This window comes from Bradyrhizobium sp. GCM10028915, from assembly GCF_042666195.1.
GTDB lineage: Bacteria > Pseudomonadota > Alphaproteobacteria > Rhizobiales > Xanthobacteraceae > Bradyrhizobium > Bradyrhizobium canariense_D.
In genome coordinates, this window is the sequence record NZ_JBHTFN010000044.1 from 1,047,474 (window position 1) to 1,071,037 (window position 23,564).

Annotated in this window: 22 protein-coding genes; 14 read left to right on the forward strand and 8 right to left on the reverse strand. The window is 65.0% G+C overall.

The genetic code is table 11. The features are described from left to right. Window positions 1-26 precede the first annotated feature (26 nt). The 3 genes from ACFQX9_RS25235 to ACFQX9_RS25245 form a co-directional block, all read right to left on the reverse strand. Complete coding sequence (locus ACFQX9_RS25235) at window positions 27-1,235, reverse strand: MFS transporter (RefSeq protein ID WP_085353232.1); 1,209 nt, start codon at window positions 1,233-1,235, stop codon at window positions 27-29. Next, entirely contained in the window at window positions 1,235-2,098 is an 864-nt protein-coding gene (kdsA, locus tag ACFQX9_RS25240) for a 3-deoxy-8-phosphooctulonate synthase (RefSeq protein WP_018458071.1), read from the reverse strand. The genes ACFQX9_RS25235 and kdsA overlap by 1 nt, the downstream gene beginning before the upstream one ends. Before the next feature lie 125 nt (window positions 2,099-2,223). Continuing rightward, window positions 2,224-2,550, reverse strand: coding sequence for an NIPSNAP family protein (locus ACFQX9_RS25245; protein ID WP_247336773.1), 327 nt, complete (start codon window positions 2,548-2,550; stop codon window positions 2,224-2,226). 195 nt (window positions 2,551-2,745) lie between these two features. Here ACFQX9_RS25245 and ACFQX9_RS25250 point away from each other — a divergent pair, with 195 nt between their 5' ends. From ACFQX9_RS25250 to ACFQX9_RS25260, 3 genes are all read left to right on the forward strand, one after another. Next, a complete protein-coding gene (locus tag ACFQX9_RS25250) occupies window positions 2,746-3,420 on the forward strand; it encodes a response regulator transcription factor (protein WP_247362721.1) in 675 nt (224 codons plus the stop codon). Continuing rightward, window positions 3,417-4,793 carry a sensor histidine kinase gene (locus tag ACFQX9_RS25255; protein WP_377790992.1) on the forward strand — a complete coding sequence of 459 codons (1,377 nt, stop codon included), beginning with the start codon at window positions 3,417-3,419 and terminating at the stop codon, window positions 4,791-4,793. The genes ACFQX9_RS25250 and ACFQX9_RS25255 overlap by 4 nt, the downstream gene beginning before the upstream one ends. Window positions 4,794-4,896: 103 nt before the next feature. Continuing rightward, a complete protein-coding gene (locus ACFQX9_RS25260; protein ID WP_018458074.1) occupies window positions 4,897-5,559 on the forward strand; it encodes a class I SAM-dependent methyltransferase in 663 nt (220 codons plus the stop codon). A 4-nt stretch (window positions 5,560-5,563) separates the two neighbouring features. On the opposite strand, the gene ACFQX9_RS25265 is transcribed toward ACFQX9_RS25260, so the two are convergent. The 3 genes from ACFQX9_RS25265 to tpiA all read right to left on the reverse strand — a co-directional run bounded on the left by ACFQX9_RS25265 (window position 5,564) and on the right by tpiA (window position 8,664). Further along, on the reverse strand, window positions 5,564-7,195 hold the full coding sequence (locus tag ACFQX9_RS25265) for a CTP synthase (protein WP_007590604.1): 1,632 nt from the start codon (window positions 7,193-7,195) through the stop codon (window positions 5,564-5,566). Window positions 7,196-7,361: 166 nt separating this feature from the next. Next, window positions 7,362-7,748 (reverse strand): preprotein translocase subunit SecG, encoded by a 387-nt coding sequence (secG, locus tag ACFQX9_RS25270; RefSeq protein ID WP_007590603.1) that lies wholly within the window; start codon window positions 7,746-7,748, stop codon window positions 7,362-7,364. A 157-nt stretch (window positions 7,749-7,905) separates the two neighbouring features. Then, on the reverse strand, window positions 7,906-8,664 hold the full coding sequence (gene tpiA, locus ACFQX9_RS25275) for a triose-phosphate isomerase (RefSeq protein WP_085395037.1): 759 nt from the start codon (window positions 8,662-8,664) through the stop codon (window positions 7,906-7,908). A gap of 223 nt (window positions 8,665-8,887) precedes the next feature. On the opposite strand from tpiA, the gene ACFQX9_RS25280 reads away from it, so the two are divergent. Genes ACFQX9_RS25280 through moaC form a run of 4 tightly spaced genes read left to right on the forward strand, consistent with a single transcriptional unit; the run spans window position 8,888 to window position 13,187 of the window. After that, on the forward strand, window positions 8,888-10,786 hold the full coding sequence (locus ACFQX9_RS25280; protein WP_377790993.1) for a SurA N-terminal domain-containing protein: 1,899 nt from the start codon (window positions 8,888-8,890) through the stop codon (window positions 10,784-10,786). A gap of 14 nt (window positions 10,787-10,800) precedes the next feature. Next, entirely contained in the window at window positions 10,801-11,814 is a 1,014-nt protein-coding gene (gene trpD, locus ACFQX9_RS25285; RefSeq protein ID WP_085362122.1) for an anthranilate phosphoribosyltransferase, read from the forward strand. 7 nt (window positions 11,815-11,821) lie between these two features. Beyond that, entirely contained in the window at window positions 11,822-12,643 is an 822-nt protein-coding gene (gene trpC, locus ACFQX9_RS25290) for an indole-3-glycerol phosphate synthase TrpC (protein WP_018458078.1), read from the forward strand. Window position 12,644: 1 nt separating this feature from the next. After that, window positions 12,645-13,187, forward strand: coding sequence for a cyclic pyranopterin monophosphate synthase MoaC (gene moaC / locus ACFQX9_RS25295; protein ID WP_018458079.1), 543 nt, complete (start codon window positions 12,645-12,647; stop codon window positions 13,185-13,187). 9 nt (window positions 13,188-13,196) lie between these two features. Here the strand turns inward: moaC and ACFQX9_RS25300 are convergent, their stop codons facing one another. Beyond that, window positions 13,197-13,298, reverse strand: coding sequence for a Flp family type IVb pilin (locus ACFQX9_RS25300; protein ID WP_085353576.1), 102 nt, complete (start codon window positions 13,296-13,298; stop codon window positions 13,197-13,199). A gap of 142 nt (window positions 13,299-13,440) precedes the next feature. Between ACFQX9_RS25300 and ACFQX9_RS25305 the strand changes: the two genes are divergently transcribed. Further along, a complete protein-coding gene (locus tag ACFQX9_RS25305) occupies window positions 13,441-16,173 on the forward strand; it encodes an EAL domain-containing protein (protein ID WP_018458080.1) in 2,733 nt (910 codons plus the stop codon). 273 nt (window positions 16,174-16,446) lie between these two features. On the opposite strand, the gene ACFQX9_RS25310 is transcribed toward ACFQX9_RS25305, so the two are convergent. Next, the gene (locus ACFQX9_RS25310) at window positions 16,447-17,784 is read right to left on the reverse strand and encodes a S41 family peptidase (RefSeq protein ID WP_026233497.1); all 1,338 of its coding nucleotides are present in this window, start codon (window positions 17,782-17,784) and stop codon (window positions 16,447-16,449) included. Window positions 17,785-18,088: 304 nt separating this feature from the next. Here ACFQX9_RS25310 and ACFQX9_RS25315 point away from each other — a divergent pair, with 304 nt between their 5' ends. The 6 genes from ACFQX9_RS25315 to ACFQX9_RS25340 all read left to right on the forward strand — a co-directional run bounded on the left by ACFQX9_RS25315 (window position 18,089) and on the right by ACFQX9_RS25340 (window position 23,479). Beyond that, the gene (locus tag ACFQX9_RS25315; protein ID WP_377790994.1) at window positions 18,089-19,222 is read left to right on the forward strand and encodes an alpha-hydroxy acid oxidase; all 1,134 of its coding nucleotides are present in this window, start codon (window positions 18,089-18,091) and stop codon (window positions 19,220-19,222) included. A gap of 14 nt (window positions 19,223-19,236) precedes the next feature. Then, entirely contained in the window at window positions 19,237-19,863 is a 627-nt protein-coding gene (locus ACFQX9_RS25320) for an HAD family phosphatase (RefSeq protein ID WP_085395035.1), read from the forward strand. A gap of 167 nt (window positions 19,864-20,030) precedes the next feature. Further along, complete coding sequence (locus ACFQX9_RS25325; RefSeq protein WP_026233498.1) at window positions 20,031-20,222, forward strand: hypothetical protein; 192 nt, start codon at window positions 20,031-20,033, stop codon at window positions 20,220-20,222. A 238-nt stretch (window positions 20,223-20,460) separates the two neighbouring features. After that, on the forward strand, window positions 20,461-21,672 hold the full coding sequence (gene glp / locus ACFQX9_RS25330; protein ID WP_085395034.1) for a gephyrin-like molybdotransferase Glp: 1,212 nt from the start codon (window positions 20,461-20,463) through the stop codon (window positions 21,670-21,672). 176 nt (window positions 21,673-21,848) lie between these two features. Then, window positions 21,849-22,550 (forward strand): transcriptional repressor LexA, encoded by a 702-nt coding sequence (lexA, locus tag ACFQX9_RS25335; protein WP_026233499.1) that lies wholly within the window; start codon window positions 21,849-21,851, stop codon window positions 22,548-22,550. 494 nt (window positions 22,551-23,044) lie between these two features. Next, entirely contained in the window at window positions 23,045-23,479 is a 435-nt protein-coding gene (locus ACFQX9_RS25340; RefSeq protein ID WP_018458088.1) for a hypothetical protein, read from the forward strand. The last annotated feature ends 85 nt before the right edge of the window (window positions 23,480-23,564 follow it).

Genomic DNA, 23,564 nt, shown 5'->3' on the forward strand with positions numbered 1-23,564 from the left:
ACGCCGCGTCAGGCGCTAGACATCTTTTAGGCGACTGCATCCGATGGCGCCCGCTGTTTCAACAGCCGCGCACAGGCGAAGCCCAGCGCGACCATGATCGCGGCGCTCGCGAACAGGGTCGGCATCTTGCCGCCATGCTGGAGGCCAAGTCCATAGGCGAGCGGCCCCACCGTCTGCCCCATGAAGAAGAAGAACGAATGCAGCGACAACGCGGTTGCGCGCGCCTCGACCGAGAGTTCGCTGGCAAACATCTGAAGGCAGCCATGGGCGATGTAGAAGCCCCATCCCATCACGATGAGATTGAACGCCTGCACTTCCCAGCGCAGGCCGAAGCCGACGGCAACGAGCTGCGAAGCCACCAGCGTCATGCCCGCGATCATCATTCCCTTCATGCCCAGCCATGGCAGCAGGCGCGACACCGTCAGCGTGTAGAACAAGCCGCCGACCGCAAAGCCCGCGATGACGATGCCCGCGATCGAGAGCGAGGTCTGACCGAGCTCGAACAGGAACGAAGCGATGTAGGGAAACAGGCCGAGCACGCAGCAGCCTTCGATGAACACCGCCGCATAACAGACATAGGCGTTCGGGTTGGTGAAGATGGTGCGATAGCCCGCCTTCAGCGCCGACAGGCTCGTCTTCGGCGGATGCTTGACCTTGGCGCCACGAAAACCGGCGGCGACCGCGATCGAGGCAACGATCACCAGCGCGCCGAGCACCGCCAGCACGCCGCGCCAGCCGAGGAAATCGCCGATCAGGCCGGAGGCCGAGGCGCCGAGGAGATTGCCCGTCATCGCGCCGGCGAGCGTGCGGCTGATCGCGACCTGGCGCTTCTCCGGACCGACGAGATCGCTGGTCAGGCTGAGCGCCACCGGAAACACGCCGCCGGAGCCGATACCGGCGAGGATACGGGTCGCGAACAGAACCGAGAATGAGCTCGAGAGCGCCCCCAGGATGTTGGCAAGGCCGAGCAGCGCGAGGCAGCCGATCATCAGCCGCGTCTTGCCGAACAGATCGGCGGCGGCGCCGACGATCGGCTGGATGATCGAGAAGGTGAAGGCGAACACCGCGGCAAAACCGGCAGCGGTCGCGATGCTGACGCCAAAGTCCTCCGCGACGTGCGGCAGCACCGGATCGAGCGCGCGCGCGGAGAGCGCCGCGGCGAAGCTTGCACCGGAGATGACGTAAAGCGCGGCCGGCAGGCCGTGATCGTGCGCCCGCGCCTCGCCTTGCTGCATCAGCGCGGGTCGGCTTTGGTCGAATCCTTGGCGAGCGCGTCGAACGCCATCAGCCTTCGGATCAGCCCTTCGAACTCGCGCAGCGGCACCATGTTGGGTCCGTCGGACGGCGCGCTGTCAGGATCGGGATGGGTCTCGATGAAGATACCGGCAACACCGACGGCGACGGCTGCGCGTGCGAGCACCGGCACGAATTCGCGCTCGCCTCCGGAAGACGTCCCCTTCCCGCCCGGCTGTTGCACCGAATGAGTCGCGTCGAAGATCACGGGGGCGCCGGTGGTGCGCGCCAGGATCGGCAGCGCGCGCATGTCGGAGACCAGGGTGTTGTAGCCGAAGGACGCGCCGCGTTCGGTGACGAGCACGTTGGGATTGTTCGCGCTCGTGATCTTGGACACGACGTTGGCCATGTCCCAGGGCGCAAGAAACTGACCCTTCTTGACGTTGACGACCTTGCCGGTTGCGGCCGCCGCCAGCAGCAGATCGGTCTGGCGACATAGGAAGGCGGGAATCTGCAGCACGTCCACCGCCTGCGCCACCTCGGCACACTGCCCGGCGTCATGCACGTCGGTCAGGACCGGCAGGCCGAGCGACGATCGGATTTCGGCGAAGATCGGCAGCGATTGTGCAAGTCCGAGGCCACGCGCGGCCGACGCGCTGGTGCGATTGGCCTTGTCGAATGAGGTCTTGTAGACGAGGCCGATCTGCAGCCGCGCGGCGATCTCCTTCAGCGCGGAGGCCACCTCCAGCGCATGCTGGCGGCTTTCGAGCTGACACGGCCCGGCAATGATCGAGATCGGCAGATCATTGCCGAATTTGACCTTGCCAATGGTGACGACCGGAGCCGCTGACGTCGAAGAGCTCAAGGCAAATCCCTCGTTTCGGCGCGACCATAGCCGCGATGAAGGGCGGATCAACCCCATTCGGCCTGGGCTCCCAGAATATCAGGGTTGCGCCCAGGCTCCCCGCGACGCCCTCGCGCCGGCCGTCTCTACTTCACCGACGAGAAGGCGGTCGGCGCCAGGATCTGGCTGACGATGTTGCCGACGATCTGGCCGTCCGCCTCGCTCTCGGCGCGCCCTTTCATCCAGTCCGGATCGGTCATGAAGGCGGCCCACTTCTTCTCGCGCTCGGCGAGCGACTCCCAGGCCAGGAAATAGGTCAGCTCCTGGTTGGATTCACCGATCAGGGTCGTGAAGAACCCGGCCTGCTTGATGCCGTGCTTTTCCCACACCTTCAGCGTGACGGTCTCGAACCGCTTGAGCAGTGCCGGCAGGCGGCCGGGCACGCAGCGATAGATGCGCATTTCGTAGATCATTCGTATTCCTCCCTGATCAGGTCCGGCGGTTATAACGGCCGGCCCCGACGGTGTCTTGAGGCCCGCTCGGCCGCCCCGGTAGCGTTCCGTGCATGGCTAGAGCCGCTCAAGCCGCTTCATCGAGAGCCGGTTCCCGCAATGCTGCCGCAATGATACGGCCGCTAGAATGGCGCGATTGAGGTTGAGGTGCGGATCATGCGGATTTTGCTCGTCGAGGACGAGGCCGAAATGGCCGACGCGCTGGTGTCGGCGCTGAAGCGCTACGACATGGTCGTGGACCACGCCCCGACGCTTGCCGAGGCGGAAGAGGCCATTTCTGCCGACGTCCACGCCGCCGTCCTGCTCGATCGCCAGCTTCCCGATGGCGACGGTCTCACCCTGATCCCGAAACTCAGGGCGCGCGCCGACGGCGTGCCGATCATCGTGTTGACGGCGCGCGGCGAACTCGCCGACCGGGTCGCCGGACTGGACTGCGGGGCGGATGATTATCTGTCAAAGCCGTTCGCGGTGGAGGAATTGTTGGCGCGGCTGCGCGCCGTGCTGCGCCGGCCCGCCGGGCTGCATCCCGACATCATGCACGCCGGCCGCCTCGCCTTCGATTTCGGCCATCGCGAGGCAAGCATCGACGGGGCTCCGCTCGAGCTGCCGCGACGCGAGCTCCTCGTGCTGGAAGCCCTGGTCCGCCGCATGGGCCGGACCGTGCTGCGCTCCGCGCTGGAAGAAGTCGTCTACAGTTTCGACGACGAGATCCAGTCGAATGCGCTCGATACGCATGTGTCGCGCCTGCGCCGCAAACTCTCGGAAGCCGATGCGCGCGTGGAGATCCACGGCATCCGCGGCGTCGGCTATCTCCTGAAGAAGCTGCCATGAGCAAGCACCACGAACCCTATTGTCTGCGCTCGCGGCTGAGCTTGCGCCTGCTGTCGCTCCAGGCGGTGCTGCTCACGGCGCTCGTTGCCGTCGTCGTCGGGGCATTGAGCGCGTCGGGATTCGTGATCGCCGGACGCGACGAAGATCGCGTGATCGATATCGTCCAGCGCGCGCTCGGACGCGACGCGCAAGGCGACCTGGTCCTGCGGTCGACGACCGAACTGAAGCAATTGCGCAGCGAGACCCCCGATCTCTGGTTCCTGGTCCGCGACAGGCAGGGACATTCGCTCAGCGAAGGCCCCGTGCCGGCCGAATTCGCCGCCATCGGCAGCGGCCTCGACCAGATCAGCCAGGCCCGGCTCGGCTGGCAGCTGTTCGAGGACGATCCGCGCAAGCCCCCGGCGCGGCTGAAGCGGGTCGATACCGACGCCGGCAATGTGCAAATCATCACTGCGACGCAAGGCAAGCTCACCGGCGCCAAGGCGTTGTTCATGACATCGCTTGCATTGCTCGGCATCGCCCTGCCCGGTCTGCTTCTCATGGGAACGGCGACGTTCATCGCCACGCCGATGATCGTGCGGCGCGCCTTCGAGGCGCTCGATGCGACGGCGGACCAGGCGCGGCGCATCGACATCCATCAACGCGGCGCGCGGCTGTCGCTGGACCGGATTCCGCTGGAAGTCGTGCCGCTCGTGACTGCGGTCAACGACGCGCTGGCGCGGCTGGACCAGGGCTATGCCCGCCACAAGCGCTTCGTCGCCGATGCCGCACACGAGTTGCGCACACCGATCGCGATCCTGAACACGCGGCTGGAGTCGCTTCCAGCGGGGCCGGACAAGACCCGGTTGCTGGAGGATTCCGCGCGGCTAGCAACGCTTGCCGAGCAGCTGCTGGACATTCAAAGGCTCGACCGCTGCGGCCATCCCTTCACGCGCGTTGACCTCGTCGCAATCGCGCAAAGCGCGGCCGCAGATCTTGCGCCGCTGGCCATTGCCGCCGGCTACGAGTTGGCGCTCGACGCCCCCTCCACGCCGGTCGAAACGATCGGCGATGCGGCGGCGCTGGAGCGCGCGCTGACCAACCTTGTGCAGAATGCGATCCAGCACGGCCCGCGCCGCGGCACCATAGGCATTCGTGTCAGCAGGCCCGCGAGCATCGAGGTCACGGACGAAGGCGCCGGCATTCCGGCCGATCAGCGCGAACAGATATTCGAACCGTTCTACCGGCTGACACCGCTCGATCGCGGTGCCGGCCTCGGTCTCAACATGGTGCGCGAGATCGTGCTCCTGCATGGCGGCCACATCTCGGTCGCGGACACAGCGATCGGCGGCGCGTGCTTCAGGATGTCACTGCCGCCCGTCCGGGAGAATTGACGCAATCGACAGGCGGCACGCAATGCTGTCGCAATGCACTCAAGCGATTGTTCGGCCGCCTCACCTCTGACCTGCGAGGCGCAACCAAGATGCCGGAGTGCGCATGCCCAACGATTTCCTCTCGTTCTTCCTGTCATGGATGTCAGCCCCGCGCCGCGTCGGCGCGATCGCGCCGTCAGGCGCGGCGCTGGCCGATCTCATCACCCGCGAGATCACCGCATCGACCGGCCCTGTTCTCGAGCTCGGCCCCGGCACCGGCGCGTTCACCTACAAGCTGCTCAAACGCGGCGTGCGCCAGCAGGACCTCACGCTGATCGAATACGGCTCCGACTTCATGAAGGTGCTCCAGATGCGTTTTCCGAACGCGCGCGTCTTGTGGATGGATGCAGGGCGGCTCGCAACGGAGCGCCTCTATGACGGCGCGCCCGTCGGCGCGGTCGTGAGCGGCCTGCCGCTGCTCAACATGTCGACGCGCAAGGTGGTCTCGATCGTCGGTGGCGCGTTCAGTCATGTCCGCCCCGGCGGCGCCTTCTACCAGTTCACCTACGGCATGAGTTGTCCGATCCCGCGGCCCGTGCTCGACCGGCTGGGCTTGCGCGCAAAGCTGGTGGATCGTGCCCTGCTGAACGTGCCGCCGGCCGCCGTCTACAAGCTGACGCGACGGCCGCAGATGAAGCTCGTCACGGGATCGCTTGCGCCTGATACGTCAATGCCGGCCGCGCCGGAGCCGATGCATCTTGCAGGTGACTGCACCGCCACGCGCTGAGCGATTACACCAGGCGGCTCTGAACCATTGCCGCGCGAATGAACGACGCGAACAGCGGATGCGGCTCGAACGGTCGCGACTTCAGTTCCGGATGGAACTGGACGCCGATGAACCAGGGGTGATCCTCGTACTCGACGATCTCCGGCAGCACGCCGTCGGGCGACAGGCCCGAGAATTTCAGCCCGTGCTGCTCGAGGCGATCCTTATAGGCGGTGTTGACCTCGTAGCGATGGCGGTGGCGCTCGGAAATCTCGGTCGCGCCGCCATAGACTTCCGAAACGCGGCTGCCGCGATTGAGCGCCGCGGGATAGGCGCCCAAGCGCATCGTGCCGCCGAGATCGCCGGCGTTGGTGCGCTTCTCGAGCTCGTTGCCGCGCAGCCATTCCGTCATCAGGCCGACCAAGGGCTCCTTGGTCGGGCCGAACTCGGTGGAGTTGGCCTCCTCGATCCCGACGAGATTCCGAGCTGCCTCGATCACCGCCATCTGCATGCCGAAGCAGATGCCGAAATACGGCACGTCGCGCTCGCGCGCGAACTGCGCCGCGCGGATCTTGCCTTCGGCGCCGCGCTGGCCGAAGCCGCCGGGCACCAGAATGCCGTTGACGTGCTCGAGGAACGGCGCGGGATCTTCCTTCTCGAAGATCTCGCTTTCGATCCAGTCGAGATTGACCTTCACCTTGTTGGCGATGCCGCCATGGGAGAGCGCCTCGATCAGCGACTTATACGCATCCTTCATGCCGGTATACTTACCGACGATGGCGATGGTGACGTTGCCCTCGGGATTGCGGATGCGCTCGTTGATCTGCTGCCAGCTCCGCAGCTCCGGCGGAATCCGCGAGCCGATGCCGAAGGCGGCAAGCACTTCGTCGTCGAGGCCTGCCGCATGGTAAGCCTGAGGGACAGCGTAGATGCTGTCGGCGTCGCGCGCCTCGATGACGGCGCTCTCGCGCACGTTACAGAACAGCCCGAGCTTGCGCCGTTCCTCCTTCGGGATCTCGCGATCGGTACGGCAGAGCAGGATGTCCGGCTGGATGCCGATCGAGCGCAGCTCCTTGACGGAGTGCTGCGTCGGCTTTGTCTTCAGCTCACCGGCGCTCGGGATGTAAGGCAGCAGCGTCAAATGAATGTAGATGGCGTGATCGCGCGGCAACTCGTTCTTGAGCTGGCGGATCGCCTCGAAGAACGGCAGGCCCTCGATGTCGCCGACGGTGCCACCGATCTCGACCAGCACGAAGTCGTAATCGTCGTTGCCGTCGAGGACGAAATCCTTGATGGCGTTGGTGACATGCGGAACCACCTGGATGGTCGCGCCGAGATAATCGCCGCGCCGCTCCTTGGAGATGATGTCCTGATAAATCCGCCCGGTCGTGATGTTGTCGGCCTTGGTCGCCGGCCGCCCGGTGAAGCGCTCATAGTGACCGAGATCGAGGTCGGTCTCCGCGCCGTCATCGGTCACGAACACTTCGCCGTGCTGATACGGCGACATCGTTCCGGGATCGAGATTGAGATAGGGGTCAAGCTTGCGGAGGCGGACCTTGTAGCCCCGAGCTTGCAACAGGGCACCGAGTGCCGCTGAAGCCAGACCCTTGCCGAGCGAAGAAACCACGCCGCCGGTGATGAATATGTACCGCGCCATGGGGCTTAACCTCTAATCCCTCGAATTCGATTCGCCAAAGCGATTCGTATTCCGCCCCAAACATTTTGCGGGGCTGTGGGTGAGCCAGAACTGAGAGTGGTGACAGAGCCTTGATAGGGATTGTTGATCCAGGACGGTAGAAGCCGCCCTGCATGGCCCCCCTGTTTTATTGCGAACGCGGTACCTGCGGGCCGCTCGGTGCCGGAGCCTGCTGCTGCTCGTCGGCCTTCTTCAGCGAATCCAGGATGCCACCCGAGGTCGGCGGCGCGATCGGTCCGCCACCGGCCGGCTGTGTCTGCGACGCCGGCGCACCGATGATCGACGACGGCTTGCGGTCGTAGCCGGCATACCAGGACAGGAACAGGCTGGTGAGGAAGAAGCCGACGGCCAGAATCGCGGTGGTCCGCGTCAGAAGGTTCGCCGTGCCGCGGCTCGACATGAAGCCTGCGCCGCCTCCCATGCCGAGGCCCCCGCCTTCCGACTTCTGGAGCAGGACGGCGCCGATCATAACGGTGACGATCATGAGGTGAATGACGATGACAACGGTCTGCATAGTGTCCTTCCGTCACAAGCCGACAGCGCCGAGACGGCGGCCAATCGTGCTTCGCGGGGTTTTCCTGAAGTTGCGCGGTGTTACACGATCGGACGGGGCATTGCCACCCCCGATCAGCCCCGGACCAGTGGTTTGAACCAGCCAGGGACGGCCCTGCCTAAATAGGGCAGCCCTGCGCAATCGCAAGGAAATCGGCCGCCTTCAGACTGGCCCCGCCGACCAGCGCGCCATTGACGTTCTTCACGGCCATCAGCTCGGCCGCGTTCGAGGGCTTGACCGAGCCGCCATAGAGAATGCGCATCCCGGCGCCGTCGGCCTTGAACCTGGAGGTCAGGAATTCCCGGATAAAGCCATGAATCTGCTCGACATCCCGAGACGTCGGGGTCAGGCCGGTGCCGATCGCCCAGACCGGCTCATAGGCCACGACCAGATTGGCGGAGGTCGAGCCATCCGGCAGCGAGCCGGTGAGCTGGCCGCGCAGGATATCCAGGGTCTGGCCCGCATCGCGCTGGCCCTGCGTCTCTCCGATACAGACGATCGCCGTCACCCCGGCGCGCCAGGCGGCCTCAGCCTTCTGCCGGATCAGGGCATCGCCCTCGCCATGGTCGGCGCGGCGCTCGGAATGGCCGACGATGACGGCGGTCGCACCCGAATCCGCTAGCATTTCGGCGGCGATGTCGCCGGTATGGGCGCCCGAGGCTTTGGGGTGGCAATCCTGGGCCCCCACCGCGACCTTCTTGCCGCGTGCCTTCTCGGCAAAGACAGCGATCAGGGTCGCCGGCGGGCAAACCAGCAGCTCGGCTTTGCCGGCCACCTCTGCCGCGCCATTGAGCATGGCGTCGAATTCGGCAGTCGAGGCCTTGAGGCCGTTCATTTTCCAGTTGCCGGCGATCAGGGGGCGGATGGCATCGGTCATGTCAAATTCCAGCAAAATTTGGTTTGTTCATGCGCTAGCAGAGGTCCCGTGGCAGTTCCAGAGACCAGGGGCTTTTAACCGCAGGGATCGAAAGCCCGCTAGACCCGAGGTTGCGGGGGGAAAGCCACCACTTTATGATGATTGATCAATTTGGTGACGCGCTTTTGCGGAATCTGCATTAAGACGCGCTCCCGTTCCCCTCCTGCCAAACAAGTTGGACCAAATGCTTCGAGGAATGCGCAAGGCCTCATCAAACTGGCTCGGCAAGACCATTATGGCCATTGTGATGGGCGTGCTAATCATCAGTTTCGGCGTTTGGGGCATTGCCGACATCTTCAAGGGTTTTGGGCAATCCACCGTGGCCAAGGTCGGCGGCACCGAGATTTCGTTGAACGAGTTCCGCCAGATTTACACTGATCGCCTCCAGCAGATCAGCCGCCAGTTCGGCCGGCCGCTGTCGCCTGAGCAGGCGCGCGCCTTCGGCCTCGACCGTCAGGTGCTCCAGCAGACGATCGCGGAAGCCGCCCTCGACGAAGAGGCGCGCCGGCTCGGGCTCGGCCAGTCCGACGACCAGATCCGCCAGCTCATCATGAACGACCCGAACTTCAAGGGCGTCGGCGGCAACTTCGATTCGAACCGCTTTCAGTCCGTGATCCGCAATTTCGGCTATACCGAGCAGCGCTACGTTTCGGAGCAGCGCAAGGTCTCACTGCGTCGGCAGATCACCGGCACGCTCGGTGCCGGCCTCGAGCCGCCGAAGGCGATGCTCGACGTGCTGACGCGCTTCCAGAACGAGCAGCGCGCCATTGAATTCGTCAGGCTCGACGCAGCCCAGGCAGGCACCATCGACGCGCCATCGCCGGAGGCGCTCGCCGCCTATTTCGAGGATCACAAGGTCCAGTTCCGCGCGCCCGAATATCGCAAGATCGCGTTCGTCGTGGTCTCGCCGGAGGAGATCGGCAAGTGGAGCGAGGTGTCGGACGAGGACGCCAAGAAAGCATTCGACCAGCGCAAGGACCGGCTCGGCACGCCGGAGAAGCGCCAAATCCAGCAGATCGTATTCCCCAACGCCGCCGAGGCACAGGCCGCACGCGAGCGGCTCACCAGCGGGACGTCGTTCGAGGACCTCGGCAAGGAGCGCGGACTGAGCGCGTCTGACGTCGATCTCGGGCTCGTGACCAAATCCTCGCTCGATCCCGCAGTTGGAGACGCTGTCTTCGCGCTTCCCGCCGGTGAAATCAGCCAGCCGATCCAGGGCCGTCTCGGCACGTCGATCGTCAAGGTCGAAAAGATCGAGCCGGGCACTGAGGCGAACTACGCGAGCGTTGCCGCCGACATCAAGCGCGAGATCGCCACCGAGCGTGCGCGCGTCAAGGTCGCCGATCTCCGCGACAAGATGGAAGACGAGCGCGGCGGCGGTGCCAGCGTGATCGACGCGGCGCAGAAGCTCGGCCTCACCGCCGTGACCATCGACGCCGTCGACCGTTCCGGCCGCGCGCCGAGCGGCCAGCCGGTCTCCGGCATTCCGCAGGGCCTCGACGTGGTGTCGCAGGCCTTTAACACCGATGTCGGCGTCGACAACGACTCGATCTCGTTCAAGGGCGGCTATGTCTGGTACGACGTGCTTGCCATCACGCCCTCGCGCGACCGCAATCTCGACGAGGTTCGCGACCAGGTCGAGGTGCGCTGGCGCCAGGACCAGATCGCGACCAAGCTGAAGGCCAAGGCGACCGAGATGGTGCAGAAGCTCGAATCTGGCGGCAAGCTCGCCGACGAAGCAGCCGCGATCGGCGCCAAGGTCGAGACCGCCACCGGCTTCAAGCGGGACGACTCGCCCGCCAGCGTGCCCGCGGCCATCGTGTCGGCCGCCTTCCGCGTCGCCAAGGACGGCGTCGGGCAGACGGCAGTGACCGGCGGCACCGAGGTGATCGTGTTCCGCGTTACCGAGATCATCGATCCCACCGTCGATGCCGCTTCCGATGCGGTCAAGAAGCTGAAGGACAGTCTCGACCGCGCGCAGACCGAGGAGCAGGTCGCGTCCTACGTCAACAAGCTTGAAACCGACATCGGGACCACGATTAATCAGGCCGCCTTCGCGCAGGTGACCGGCGCGAACCAGTGAGTTGAAAGCACGCGATGGACGACCTGAAATCGATCATTGGAAAAGTGGCGACCGGCGCCAGCCTGTCGCGTGACGAAGCGGCTTCCGCCTTCGACGCCGTGATGTCCGGCGAGGCTACGCCCTCGCAAATGGGCGGCCTGCTGATGGCGTTGCGGGTACGCGGCGAGACCGTGGACGAGATCACCGGCGCGGTCTCGGCCATGCGCTCCAAGATGCTCACGGTCGATGCGCCCGCGGACGCCGTCGACATTGTCGGCACCGGCGGCGACGGCTCCGGCTCGGTCAATGTCTCGACCTGTGCCTCCTTCATCGTTTCGGGCGCCGGTCTGCCGGTGGCCAAGCACGGCAACCGCGCGCTATCGTCGCGTTCGGGCGCTGCCGACGTGCTGGCTTCGCTCGGGGTGAAGATCGATCTGAGGCCGGAGCAGGTCGGCCGCTGCATACGCGAATGCGGCATCGGCTTCATGTTCGCGCCCGCCCATCATCCCGCCATGAAGAACGTCGGCCCGACCCGGGTGGAGCTTGCGACACGCACGATCTTCAACCTGCTCGGTCCGTTGTCCAATCCGGCCGGTGTGAAGCGGCAGATGGTCGGCGTGTTCTCCCGGCAATGGGTGCAGCCGCTGGCGCAAGTGCTCAAGAACCTCGGCTCTGAATCCGCCTGGGTCGTGCACGGTTCAGACGGCCTCGACGAAATCACCCTCACCGGCCCGACCTTCGTCTCCGCGCTCCACAATGGCGAGATCCGGAATTTCGAGGTGACGCCGGAGGACGCGGGCCTGCCGCGCTGCGAGGCCGGTGCACTCAAAGGCGGCGACGCCGACGCCAACGCTATCGCCTTGCAGGGCGTGCTCGACGGCAAACCGAGCCCCTACCGTGACGTCGCGCTGATCAACGCCGCTGCCGCATTGGTCGTGGCGGGGCGTGCCGGGGATCTCAAGGAAGGTGTCGTGATCGGCGCAAAATCACTCGACAGCGGCGCGGCGCGCGCGCGGCTGAAACATTTGATCGCGGTCTCGAACGGCTGAGCCTGACATGTCGGACATCTTGACCAAGATCGAAGCCTACAAGCGCGAAGAAATCGCTGCGGCCAAGCGCGCGCAGCCGCTGTCGGCGGTAGAGGCGAAGGCCAAGGCGCAAGCAGCACCGCGCGGCTTCCTGCGCGCGATCAAGGCCAAGCACGCCAATGGCGACTACGCGCTGATCGCGGAGGTCAAGAAGGCGTCGCCGTCAAAGGGCCTGATCCGCGCCGATTTCGATCCGCCGCTGTTGGCCAGGGCCTATGAGGCCGGCGGCGCTGCCTGCCTGTCCGTGCTGACGGACACGCCCTCGTTCCAGGGCCATCTCGACTTCATGGTGGCGGCCCGCGCGGCAACGTCACTGCCGGTGCTGCGCAAGGATTTCATGTTCGACATCTATCAGGTGGCGGAGGCCCGCGCGCACGGCGCCGACTGCATCCTGATCATCATGGCGGCGCTCGATGATGCCGCGGCCAAGGAGCTCGAGGATGCCGCCATCGCCCACGGCATGGACGTGCTGATCGAGATCCACGACCGCGCCGAGCTTGACCGCGCGCTGAAGCTGCGTTCGCCGATGATCGGCGTTAACAATCGCAATTTGCGCACCTTCGAAACCACGCTTGCGACCAGCGAAACATTGGCGCCGCTGATCCCCGGCGACCGGCTGATGGTCGGCGAGAGCGGCATCTTCACGCCCGCCGATCTCGCCCGGCTCGAGCGCGTCGGCATGTCGACCTTCCTGGTCGGCGAGAGCCTGATGCGGCAAGCCGATGTTACCGCTGCGACGCGCACATTGCTGGCGCGCGAGACGACGGCGCGCGCGACGGGCACGCGCTGACATGGCCCGCAAGCCGACCGCGACGAAACCAGCCAAGTCCGAGTCCAAGACCCAGTCCAACACCAAGACCGGCCCTGCCCTCACCCATATCGGCGCCTCCGGCGAGGCGCGGATGGTTGACGTGTCGGACAAGCCCGCCAGCGAGCGGCTCGCGGTCGCGGAAGGACGCGTCGTCATGACCAGGGCGACGCTTGACCTGATCGTGTCCGGCAACGCCAAGAAGGGCGACGTGCTCGGCACCGCCCGCATCGCCGGCATCATGGCCGCCAAGCGCACCGCGGAGCTGATCCCGCTCTGCCATCCGCTCGCGCTGTCGAAGGTGACGGTCGAGATCGAGCCAGACGCAACGCTGCCGGGCTGCCTCGTCCGCGCCAGCGTGAAGGTCACGGGCCCGACCGGCGTCGAGATGGAAGCGCTCACCGCCGTCTCGGTCGCCTGCCTCACCATCTACGACATGATCAAGGCGGTGGAGCGCGGCGTGCGCATCGAAGGCATCCATCTGGTCGAGAAGCTCGGCGGCAAGTCCGGCCATTACCGCGTCTGATTGCGGCTGCTACTTCAACGACGCGCTGATCGACCCGAATTTTGAATTGAGCTTGCTGCCCAGGCCGTCCACCACGGCGACGATCGCGAGCGCAATCAGCCCATACTCGATCGCATATTGATTGCTTTTGCGAGGGTCCCTTCACGGCCCATTAACCCAGCTTGCTAACTTCGCCTCCACTCCGTTCCCGTAAACCAACGGATGTTTCCGGGGCCAAGAATTGACCCTGGCGTGTGCACGACAACGATCGATCATGATGACGGGATTCGGCAGTCGCCTTTTTGACCAGGCCTTCGTGCGCAGCGGACCGATCCGCTGGCTGGTGGTGGGCGGCACACTGTTGATCGCTGCGATCGCCGTCGGCGCGACGCTGATGGCGCAGAATTTCCGCGAACGTGCGCTGCGCAGCTCCGGGCGCGAGCTGGAAAACACCGTGCTGATGCTGGCCCATCATTTCGACCAGCAATTGCAGGATTTCGCGGTCATCCAGAAGGATTTCGTCGACTACGTCCGCGCAAGCGGCATCACCAGTGCGGCGGACTATCGCAAGCGCCTCGCCGGCCAGGACCTCCACCGGATGCTGCGTTCGAAGATCGAGGCACTGCCCTACATGGGCGGCGTCAATATCATCGATGCCGAAGGCAATTTGATCAATTCGTCGGCGGCATGGCCGGCCCCGAACGTGAACGTTGCCGATCGCGCCTATTTCCAGACCTTCCGGTACGATCCCGACGCTCCCGACGTCCTGATCGAGCCACTCTACAGTCGCATCTCCGGCGCATGGACCATCCTGATCGTGCGCAAGGTCGTCGGACCGAACGGCGAATTCATGGGTGTGGTCGGACGCGGCATCGAGCCGGCAAACTTCGAAAAATTCTTCGAGTCAGCCGTGCTCGGCGAAAGCACGACGATCTCGATGCTGCACCGGGACGGCACGATGCTCGCCCGTTATCCCCATTCCAGTGAATTGATGGGACGGAATTTCAAGAACGGTCCGTTCGCGCATCAAAGGGTTTTCGGGCTCGACCATTTTACCGGCCGCTTCATGAGCCCCGTTGACGGCGAGGACCGGCTGATTTCCTCACATGCCCTGCCTCACTTCCCGATCCTGATGATGGCCACCACGACGCGCGCGACGGCCCTGACGGACTGGCGCGAGCAGATCGGCATCCTGATCTCGGTCGCGGCCTCTTCCGCGCTCGCCATCGCGGGCGTGTTGATCGCGATCGTTCGCAAGCTCCTGGAGCAGCATCGTCTTTCGCGGGAACGGCTGACGCTGGAAAAGCAGCGTCTCGACCGCGCCGTCAACAACATGACCCAGGGCCTGCTGCTGTTCGACGCCTCGCAGCAGCTCGTGATCTGCAATCAGCGCTACATCGAGATGTACGGGCTGTCGGCCGAAATCGTGAGACCCGGCTGCAGCTTTCACGACATCATTGCACACCGCAAAGCCACCGGCTCGTTCACCGGCGATGCGGACCAGTATGTCGCACGGGTCCTGCGCGACGTCCACGTGCGCAATTCCATGGTGGTCGAGACCTCCGACGGTCGCTCGATCCAGATCGTGAACGAACCGCTCACGGATGGCGGCTGGGTGGCGACGCATGAGGACATCACGGAGCGCCGGCGTATCGAGGAGCGCATCACCCATCTCGCTCATTACGACGCACTGACCGACCTGCCCAACCGCACCATGTTCCACGAGCATCTGCGTCAGGAACTCGATCTCGTCGCCGGCGGCGAACAACTCGCGGTGCACTACATCGACATCGACGAGTTCAAGGGCGTCAACGACGCGCTCGGGCATCTCGTCGGCGACGAGCTCCTGAAGTCGGTCGCGCAGAGCCTCCACCGCTGTGCGGGGCCGACGGACTTCGTGGCGCGCCTCGGCGGCGACGAATTTGCCATCGTCCAGAGCGCGGTGACATCGCTGGATCAGGTCAACGAACTCGTCGCGCGGGTGTTTGAGGCCATCCGCGCGCCGTTCGACTGCATGGGACATCATCTTGCCACCGACGCCAGCATCGGCATCGCGCTGGCGCCGCAACATGGAACGGCGCTGGACCAGATCCTGAAGAACGCGGATATGGCGATGTACGCCGCCAAAGCCGCCGGGCGCCGCACCTACCGTTTTTTCGAGCCGGAGATGGACGCCAAGATCCACGAGCGGCGGCAGCTCGAGATCGCCCTGCGCCACGCCATCGCCCAAGGCGGACGCGAAGGCGGCCTCGAGGTGTATTACCAGCCCTGCCTCAGCCTGAAGGACGACCGCATCACCGGCTGCGAGGCGCTGGTGCGCTGGCGCCATCCCGAGCGCGGCATGGTCTCGCCGGCCGAGTTCATTCCGATCGCCGAGGACACCGGCCTGATCAACGAGATCGGCGAATGGGTGCTGGCGACCGCCTGCCGGGACGCGGCGAACTGGCCCGACGACATCCGCCTCGCCGTCAACGTCTCGCCGGTGCAATTCAAGAGCGGCACGCTGGCGCTGAAGATCATGGCGGCGCTTGCCGCCTCCAATTTGTCGGCGAGCCGGCTCGAGCTCGAAATCACCGAGGCGGTGCTGATCCGCGACGACGACACGGCGCTTGCGATCCTGCATCAACTCCGCGCCATCGGCGTCCGCATCGCGCTGGACGATTTCGGCACCGGCTACTCCTCGCTAAGCTATCTGCACCGCTTCCCGTTCGACAAGATCAAGATCGACCGCTGCTTCGTCAACGACATCGCCGGCCCCGACGGCTCCGCCAGCATCGTGCAGGCGCTCGTCAATCTCGCGGCCGCCCGTCGCATGACCACCACGGCCGAGGGCGTCGAGACCGAGGAGCAGCAGCGGTTGCTGCGCGCGCTCGGCTGCTCCGAGATGCAGGGTTATCTGTTCAGCGCCGCAAAGCCCGCCGACAAGGTGCTGGAGCTGTTCGCAGCTCATCGCAGCCGTCTCGCCCGGCGTAATGGCGAGGAAGGCCGGCGCCGCGAGGCAAGCTAGTTCGGACCTCGTGGTCGGCGCAGCGGCATTCCCAGAAGCTCTCCTCGATACACACGACGCAGGGTGTCGCGGAGGTCATGCAATTGCTGGAGTTGCGGGTCCAGCGGCGAGGTCTGGTCGAGCGCGACCGCGCCCGCCGCTGGGCCGAGCGCGATGGCTGCTACGAGGCCACCTTCGCGGCCATGAACCCGAGCTGACACAGCGTCCCGAAACAAGTTCGCCCGGGAACGGCTATCCGCTCCCGGGCGATCAACACCTTACCGTCGCGAGCGCCTAGTTCGGCACCGCAGCCTTCGACGCCGGCTTGGCGGCGACCGCATTCGCGGTTTGGCCGTGCAGGAAGTCGTAGGCCGTATGCAGGGCCTTGTCGTCTTTCGCTTCCGGTGGGACATAGGACTGCGACCCGGTCTGCTCGGTGCCGTCGGCTGCCTGGAGATGACCGCGCATCTGGGACTCCGCCATGGTGTCCATCCGGCCCTTCAGCTCGGGCGGCACGTCTTGGAGGATCTCGATGTCGGGCGCGATGCCCTGGGCCTGGATCGAGCGGCCCGAGGGCGTGTAGTAGCGCGCCGTGGTCAGCGCCAGCGCGCCGTTGCCGGTGCCGAGCGGAATGATGGTCTGCACCGAGCCCTTGCCGAACGAGCGCGTGCCGATCAGCGTCGCGCGCTTGTGGTCATGCAGCGCGCCGGCCACGATTTCCGAGGCTGAGGCGGAGCCGCCGTTGACGAGAACCACCAGCGGCTTGCCCTTGGTGAGGTCGCCACCATGGGCGGTAAAGCGCTGGGTCTCTTCCGGATTGCGGCCGCGGGTCGAGACGACCTCGCCACGCTGCAGGAACGCGCTCGACACCGACACGGCCTGGTCGAGCAATCCGCCCGGATTGTTGCGCAGGTCCATCACGTAGCCTACCAGCTTCTCCGGCGGAACCTCCTTGGTGATCGATGCGATCGCCTTCTTCAGGCCATCGGTGGTCTGCTCGTTGAACGAGGTGACGCGGATATAGCCGATATCCCCGTTCTCGACGTGGAAGCGCACGGGACGCACATGGATGATCTCGCGCTTGATCGCGACGTCGAGCGGGGCGTCGGCGCCCTTGCGCACGATCGTGAGCTTGGTCTGGGTCTCGACCGGCCCCTTCATCTTGTTGACGGCCTGCTCGAGCGTCATGCCCTGCACGGCATCGCCGTCGATCTTGCTGATGAGGTCGCCCGACATGATGCCGGCCTTGGATGCCGGCGTGTCGTCGATCGGCGAGACGACCTTGACCAGCCCCTCCTCCATCGTGACCTCGATGCCGAGCCCGCCGAACTCGCCGGAGGTGGTCTCCTGCATCTCGGTCCAGGCCTTGTCGTTCATGTAGCGCGAGTGCGGATCGAGCGAGGTCACCATGCCGGTGATCGCGCCTTCGATCAGCTTGGCATTGTCAGGCTTCTCGACATAGCTCGCCTTCACCCGCTCGAACACTTCGCCGAACAGATTGAGCTTGGAATAGGCGTCATCCGCGCTCGCTGCCGCCCGTGCCGCCCATACGCCGCCGTGCGGACTGGCTACCAAAAGGGTCAGACACGCTCCGGTGAGCGCGCCCAGTGGAAACAGCAGGGTTTTCCGCATGGATAGGCTGGCCTTTTTGCTTCGCGGTTCGGTGGGGCTGGGAGCCGCCATGCAAATGGCGATCCAGCCTGCTTCTCACAATACCATTCTGGTTTCTTCAAGGCCGGGATGCCACGCCGGCGGGTACACCGTAAAAATCGGTTGGTCCGGACCCAAACTTTCGGCAACGTTGCAGGACCGGTTCGTGCGCCGCGGGGGTCGGCCGGCCGGCCCGCGCCTCGCAGCCATGCCATTTTAGGATGGTTTTGGCGCCCCGGACGGGTTAGGCGATCAGGGAAGGCTTCAAATTCTCGGGAGGATAACAATGAACGAAGCACCCCGCATCCAACCGGAAAGGAACGTCGAGCTCGGCGCTAGCACCGAGCCGTTCCAGAATCTGCATGAATTCATCCGGAAAGCCCGCGCCAACCTCAACCAGAATGCATGGGACTATATCGTCGGCGCGGCCGAGACCGAGACCACGATGCGTCGCAACCGCATGGCGCTGGACGAGATCGCTTTCCGCCCGCGCGTGCTGCGCGATGTTCGCAAGGTTACAGGTTCGGTCGAACAGTTCGGCCGCAAGATGCGCCTGCCCGTGGTCCTCGCCCCGGTCGGCGCGCTCGAGATCTTCGATCCGGATGGTGCGGCGAGCGTGGCACGCGCCTGCGGCACTTTCGGTGCGGCGCACATGCTCAGTTCGGTGTCCGAGCCCGGCCTAGAAAAGACCGCCGAAGCTGCGTCCGACGCGCTGCGGCTCTACCAGCTCTATGTGCGCGGCGATGACGCCTTCGTCGCCGACGTCATCAGCCGGGCCGAGAAGAACGCCTACGCCGCCTTCTGCCTGACCGTCGACACCGCCCACTACAGCCGCCGCGAACGTGACATCGCCAAGCGCTACGTTCGCGAGAGCCGCTTGCGCGCCACCGGGGGCGATTACCAGAAGGGTCTGGAGTGGCGGACGGTGAAGATGATCAAGGACAAGTTCAAGATCCCGCTGATCCTCAAGGGCATCGCGACGCCAGAGGACGCGCTGATCGCGATCGATCACGGCGTCGAATGGATCTACGTCTCCAACCATGGCGGCCGTCAGCTCGATCACGGTCGCGGCGCCATGCACGTGCTGCCCGAGATCGTCGACGCCGTGAACGGCCGCGCCAAGATCATGGTCGATGGCGGTGTCTGTCGCGGCACCGACATCGTCAAGGCGATCGCGGCGGGCGCCGACCTCGTCGGCATCGGCCGGCTGCAATGCTGGGCGCTGGCGGCGGCCGGCGAAGCCGGCGTGGCGCGCATGCTGGAACTGCTCGAGGACGAAGTGCTGCGCTGCCTCGGCCTCTTGGGTGCGACCTCGTTCGCCGAGGTCAACAAATCCTGCCTGCACCAGGCGACCGCAACCAACGCGCCGAGTGTGTTCAGCGCGTTTCCGCTGTTCGACCACGAGCCGTATCGATACTGAGTGAAAGGACGCAGGTGACATCGCTCTCTCCCGGCAGCGCGGATGCGCTCCTGTTCGATCTCGGCCGCGTCGTGCTCGATATCGATTTCTCCAAGGCGATCGCCTGCTGGGCGGGACATGCCGGCTGCAAGCCCGAAGCCATCGTCGCGCGCTATGTGCGGGACAGCGAAGCCTATCGGTTGCACGAGATGGGGAAGATCAGCGATGAGGACTATTTCGCCTCATTGCGAGCCTCGCTCGGAATCGGCATTTCGGATGCGCAGTTCCTGGAAGGCTGGAACGCGATTTTCGCCGGCGAAATGCCTGACATCGCCGAGCTGCTGCCGCGCGCAGCGAAACAGATGCCGCTCTATGCTTTCTCCAACACCAACCGGCCGCACGTGGACCATTTCTCGAGGGAATATGCCGACCTCCTCGGCCATTTCCGCGAGCTGTATTTGTCGTCCAGCATCGGCCTGCGCAAACCGGATGCGGAGGCCTTCGACCACGTCGTTGCGGCGATCGGCGTGCCCGCCGGGCGCATCGTGTTCTTCGACGATCTTGCCGAAAACATCGAGGGAGCGCGCGCGCGCGGCTTGACGGCGGTGCATGTGACCTCGCCGCGTGACGTCGGGAACGCATTGAAGGCATTGGGCATTTGACGACGGTCCGTTGTCGCGAAACCCACGACGGCACGGCCCGACGGACCAATTTTGAAAAATTGAGGAACCGGATCACTTTGTACATTTTTATACAGAGTTCCGGGAACGGAATACCGCCTTCCGGACTCTTAGAGTCCGTTGGGACTTCTACGGACGGATGCATCATCGTGCTGGGCAAAACCTACCTCACCAAGCAGGCCTCTCTTCTTCTTGAATTCGCGAGGACAACTTCAGATTCGGACCTTTCCGCCAAGCTTGTGAGCAAGGCCGCCGACCTGAAATCCCAAGCCGACCCGCTGCCCGACAAGGATCAGGGATCCAAGGCGCCCGACGTAACTCCCGGGCAGGCAGGGAGCTGATCGATTCAGGCCATGGCGCGTTCTCGCCTTGCCATGATTTTCGTCGCTTCCATGACCACTCTCCTGCCGATCTGTGACCTCCTTCGGATCATGCCGCGACGCGCTTGATCCTGCCTTCCGGAACAATGTGAAGGGGCGGGATGACTGTGCCTGCTCAGCCGCTTTTGCCTCTGCGCCTGCGCTCGGCTAGAAGACGTGCGGAACATTCGCCCGAACGTGCCGAGCAGGAGTTTTCGCCGTGGCCTTGATGCCGGTTTCTGACGCGCTTGCCGCGGTGCTGGCGGGTGCAGAGCCGCTGCCGGAAGAAATGATTTCCCTCGACGAGGCCTACCATCGCGTGCTCGCGCGTGACGTCGTGGCGCGGCGCACGCAGCCGCCGCAAGCGATGTCGGCGATGGACGGCTACGCGGTGCGCGCGGCCGACGCCGCGACGATCGATTCGGAGCTCACCGTCATCGGCGAAGTCGCAGCGGGCCGACCGTTCGAGGGGACGGTCGGAGCCGGCGAGGCCGTGCGGATCTTCACCGGCGGCGTCATTCCCTTTGGCGCGGACGCCGTCGTGATCCAGGAGGACACGGTCGCCGCCGGCAAGCGCATCACGATCAAGGAAGCCGCGATCGCCGGCCGGCACATCCGCCCCGCCGGCGTCGATTTCCGCGAGGGCGACGTGCTCCTGCGCAAGGGAAGCCGTCTGACCGAGCGAGACCTCGCGCTCGCCGCCGGGATGAATCATCCGCACCTTGCCGTTGTCAGGCGTCCGAAGGTCGCGATTCTCGCCACCGGCGACGAGCTGGTGATGCCGGGCACCACGCCCGGCCACGGCCAGATCGTCTATTCCAACGGCTACGCCCTGCACGCGCTCGCCCGCAGCGAGGGCGCCGAGACCATCGACCTCGGTATTGCCGCCGACACGCTCGAGGCCACCACCGCCGGCATCCGCCGCGCCCGCGAGAGCGGCGCCGACGTCCTGATCACGACCGGCGGCGCATCGGTCGGCGACCACGATCTGGTCCAGCAGGCACTGCGGGACGAAGGCATCGCGATGGCGTTCTGGAAGATCGCGATGCGGCCAGGCAAGCCGATGATGCACGGGCGACTCGGCGCAATGGGTGTGATCGGCCTGCCGGGCAATCCCGTATCGTCCTACGTGTGCGCTTTCCTGTTCATGGTGCCGCTGATTCGCGCCCTGTCGGGCCGTTCAGTGATTCACCATCGCCGTGAACGCGCCGTGCTCGGCCGCGACGTCGGCGCCAACGACCAGCGCGAGGACTATCTGCGCGCGCATCTTGAGGAGCGTGACGATGGCACACGCGTCGTTGTTCCCGTCAATCATCAGGACTCTTCGCTGCTTGCGAATCTCGCTGCAGCACAGGTACTTCTCGTCCGCGCACCATTCGCGCCGAAGGCCGAAGCCGGCACGGCTTGCGAAGTGTTGCGGCTCCCCGTCTGAGCGCCCCCGCAACGCGCGTTCCGCGCACTTTGCTCTGTTCACGGTAAATTAAGCAGTTGCGGAACATGTATCGAACATATAGTGTCTGTTCATGATTTGTTTCGAGCATGCAGCGGCTTATGGCCGAATTCAGCGTCTCGGAATCGGACGACATCAACCGGGGGACTTTGGTCGAGATGTTAACGCGCAAACAATACGAGCTTCTGCGGTTCATCAGTGAACGTCTGAAGGAAAGCGGCGTGCCGCCCTCCTTCGACGAGATGAAGGATGCGCTCGATCTGCGCTCGAAGTCGGGCATCCATCGCCTGATCACGGCGCTCGAGGAGCGTGGCTTCATCCGACGCCTGCCCAACCGCGCCCGTGCGATTGAAGTCATCAAGCTGCCGGAGCTCCAGGCAGCCGCTGGCAGCCGCCGCGGCTTCACGCCGAGCGTCATCGAGGGCAATCTCGGCAAGGTGCGTGCGAGCGCGAGCCTGCCCGCTGACGAGGGCGAACGTCCCGTCGCGGTGCCGGTGATGGGCCGCATCGCGGCCGGCACGCCGATCGAGGCGTTGCAGACCCGCAGCCATACTATCAGCGTACCGCCTGACATGCTCGGCTCGGGCGAGCATTACGCGCTGGAAGTGCGCGGCGACTCGATGGTCGAAGCCGGCATTCTCGACGGCGACATGGCCCTGATCCAGCGCAACGAGAGCGCCGATACCGGCGACATCGTGGTGGCGCTGATCGACGACGAGGAAGCGACGCTGAAGCGCTTCCGCCGTCGCGGCGCCTCGATCGCGCTCGAGCCCGCCAACGCGGCCTATGAGGTCCGCATCCTGCCGCCCAACCGGGTGAAGATTCAGGGCAAGCTGATCGGGCTTTACCGGAAGTACTGATACCGGGAGTCCTTTCTATCGGCAGTACTTCATATCGGAAGCACTTCATGCCGGAGGTGCTTGGCGCCTCGCGCGCTTCCGATCGGCATCGCCGGTCAGAGATTGGAGCGGATCATCGTCCGCTCCGGCTGGATAGCCTTTCTGGTTCTGCACAGACTATCCGGCCCCTCCTCCAACGCTGGCTCCTCGCCACGCCGACGAAGCAGCACCGCTTCAAGCAGCACCGCTTCGCGGCTCGGTTGTTCGAGGAAACAGCGACCAGCGGTCAAGTTCGGCCGTTGCAGCCAAGTTGGCAATGTTCGCGTACGCGCCTCCCGAATGCATCGCGGCGAGCTTTGTTCCTATTGAATTCGGGAAAGATAATGTGATCGCGGCTTGCGGAAGCCAGCCGCAGATTTGCCCACAACCAAGCACAGCGTTCGTGCTTCCACTCTGATAGAGGCCTGCGCCTCGATAAGAGACGCGGGTTGCTATCCCAGCATGAGGAGCACCCGATGTGTGACTACAGCCTACATGCCGTCGCGTCGCGCCCCGCCGAAGTCGGCGAGACGATCGTCACGACAAGCTTCCGCGGCACCTCGACGCGCGGCTTCGCCTCTGCAGCCGATCCGTCCGTCGCCGTCTGCCTGCTGCCGGGGACGGAGCTCGCCTTCGCCGACGACGTCCGCTACGACAATCGCTGGATCTGGACGCGCACCATCAATTCCCGCGTCGGCAAGTTCGGCAAGATCGATCCGCACGTTCCCGACCGCCATCATGATGCGATCGAATTCCCCGACGGCAAATACGTGCTGGTGACGCAGCTCGTCGAAGGCCAGCGCGCGACGGTGCTGCAACTGCCGGTGACTCAGTCGGTCACCGAGCGCGAGCACAAGGCGCAGATCACCGCCGACAGGCAGCCGACCGTCACGCACCTGCCGATCGGCTGACAGAGCCGCCCTCCGGCTACGAGGTCGGAGGTCAGGATTGAATCGCCATCGCCGGCCGTGGCCGGCGAGATGGTGTGGTTTGCGC

Excerpts from the sequence above, each read along its gene's own strand:
- ACFQX9_RS25235 (WP_085353232.1), bottom strand. The coding sequence starts at position 1,235 with ATGCAGCAAGGCGAGGCGCGGGCGCACGATCACGGCCTGCCGGCCGCG.
- ACFQX9_RS25245 (WP_247336773.1), bottom strand. The coding sequence starts at position 2,550 with ATGATCTACGAAATGCGCATCTATCGCTGCGTGCCCGGCCGCCTGCCG.
- ACFQX9_RS25250 (WP_247362721.1), top strand. The coding sequence starts at position 2,746 with ATGCGGATTTTGCTCGTCGAGGACGAGGCCGAAATGGCCGACGCGCTG.
- ACFQX9_RS25255 (WP_377790992.1), top strand. The coding sequence starts at position 3,417 with ATGAGCAAGCACCACGAACCCTATTGTCTGCGCTCGCGGCTGAGCTTG.
- ACFQX9_RS25260 (WP_018458074.1), top strand. The coding sequence starts at position 4,897 with ATGCCCAACGATTTCCTCTCGTTCTTCCTGTCATGGATGTCAGCCCCG.
- ACFQX9_RS25265 (WP_007590604.1), bottom strand. The coding sequence starts at position 7,195 with ATGGCGCGGTACATATTCATCACCGGCGGCGTGGTTTCTTCGCTCGGC.
- secG (WP_007590603.1), bottom strand. The coding sequence starts at position 7,748 with ATGCAGACCGTTGTCATCGTCATTCACCTCATGATCGTCACCGTTATG.
- tpiA (WP_085395037.1), bottom strand. The coding sequence starts at position 8,664 with ATGACCGATGCCATCCGCCCCCTGATCGCCGGCAACTGGAAAATGAAC.
- ACFQX9_RS25280 (WP_377790993.1), top strand. The coding sequence starts at position 8,888 with ATGCTTCGAGGAATGCGCAAGGCCTCATCAAACTGGCTCGGCAAGACC.
- trpD (WP_085362122.1), top strand. The coding sequence starts at position 10,801 with ATGGACGACCTGAAATCGATCATTGGAAAAGTGGCGACCGGCGCCAGC.
- trpC (WP_018458078.1), top strand. The coding sequence starts at position 11,822 with ATGTCGGACATCTTGACCAAGATCGAAGCCTACAAGCGCGAAGAAATC.
- moaC (WP_018458079.1), top strand. The coding sequence starts at position 12,645 with ATGGCCCGCAAGCCGACCGCGACGAAACCAGCCAAGTCCGAGTCCAAG.
- ACFQX9_RS25305 (WP_018458080.1), top strand. The coding sequence starts at position 13,441 with ATGATGACGGGATTCGGCAGTCGCCTTTTTGACCAGGCCTTCGTGCGC.
- ACFQX9_RS25310 (WP_026233497.1), bottom strand. The coding sequence starts at position 17,784 with ATGCGGAAAACCCTGCTGTTTCCACTGGGCGCGCTCACCGGAGCGTGT.
- ACFQX9_RS25315 (WP_377790994.1), top strand. The coding sequence starts at position 18,089 with ATGAACGAAGCACCCCGCATCCAACCGGAAAGGAACGTCGAGCTCGGC.
- lexA (WP_026233499.1), top strand. The coding sequence starts at position 21,849 with ATGTTAACGCGCAAACAATACGAGCTTCTGCGGTTCATCAGTGAACGT.
- ACFQX9_RS25340 (WP_018458088.1), top strand. The coding sequence starts at position 23,045 with ATGTGTGACTACAGCCTACATGCCGTCGCGTCGCGCCCCGCCGAAGTC.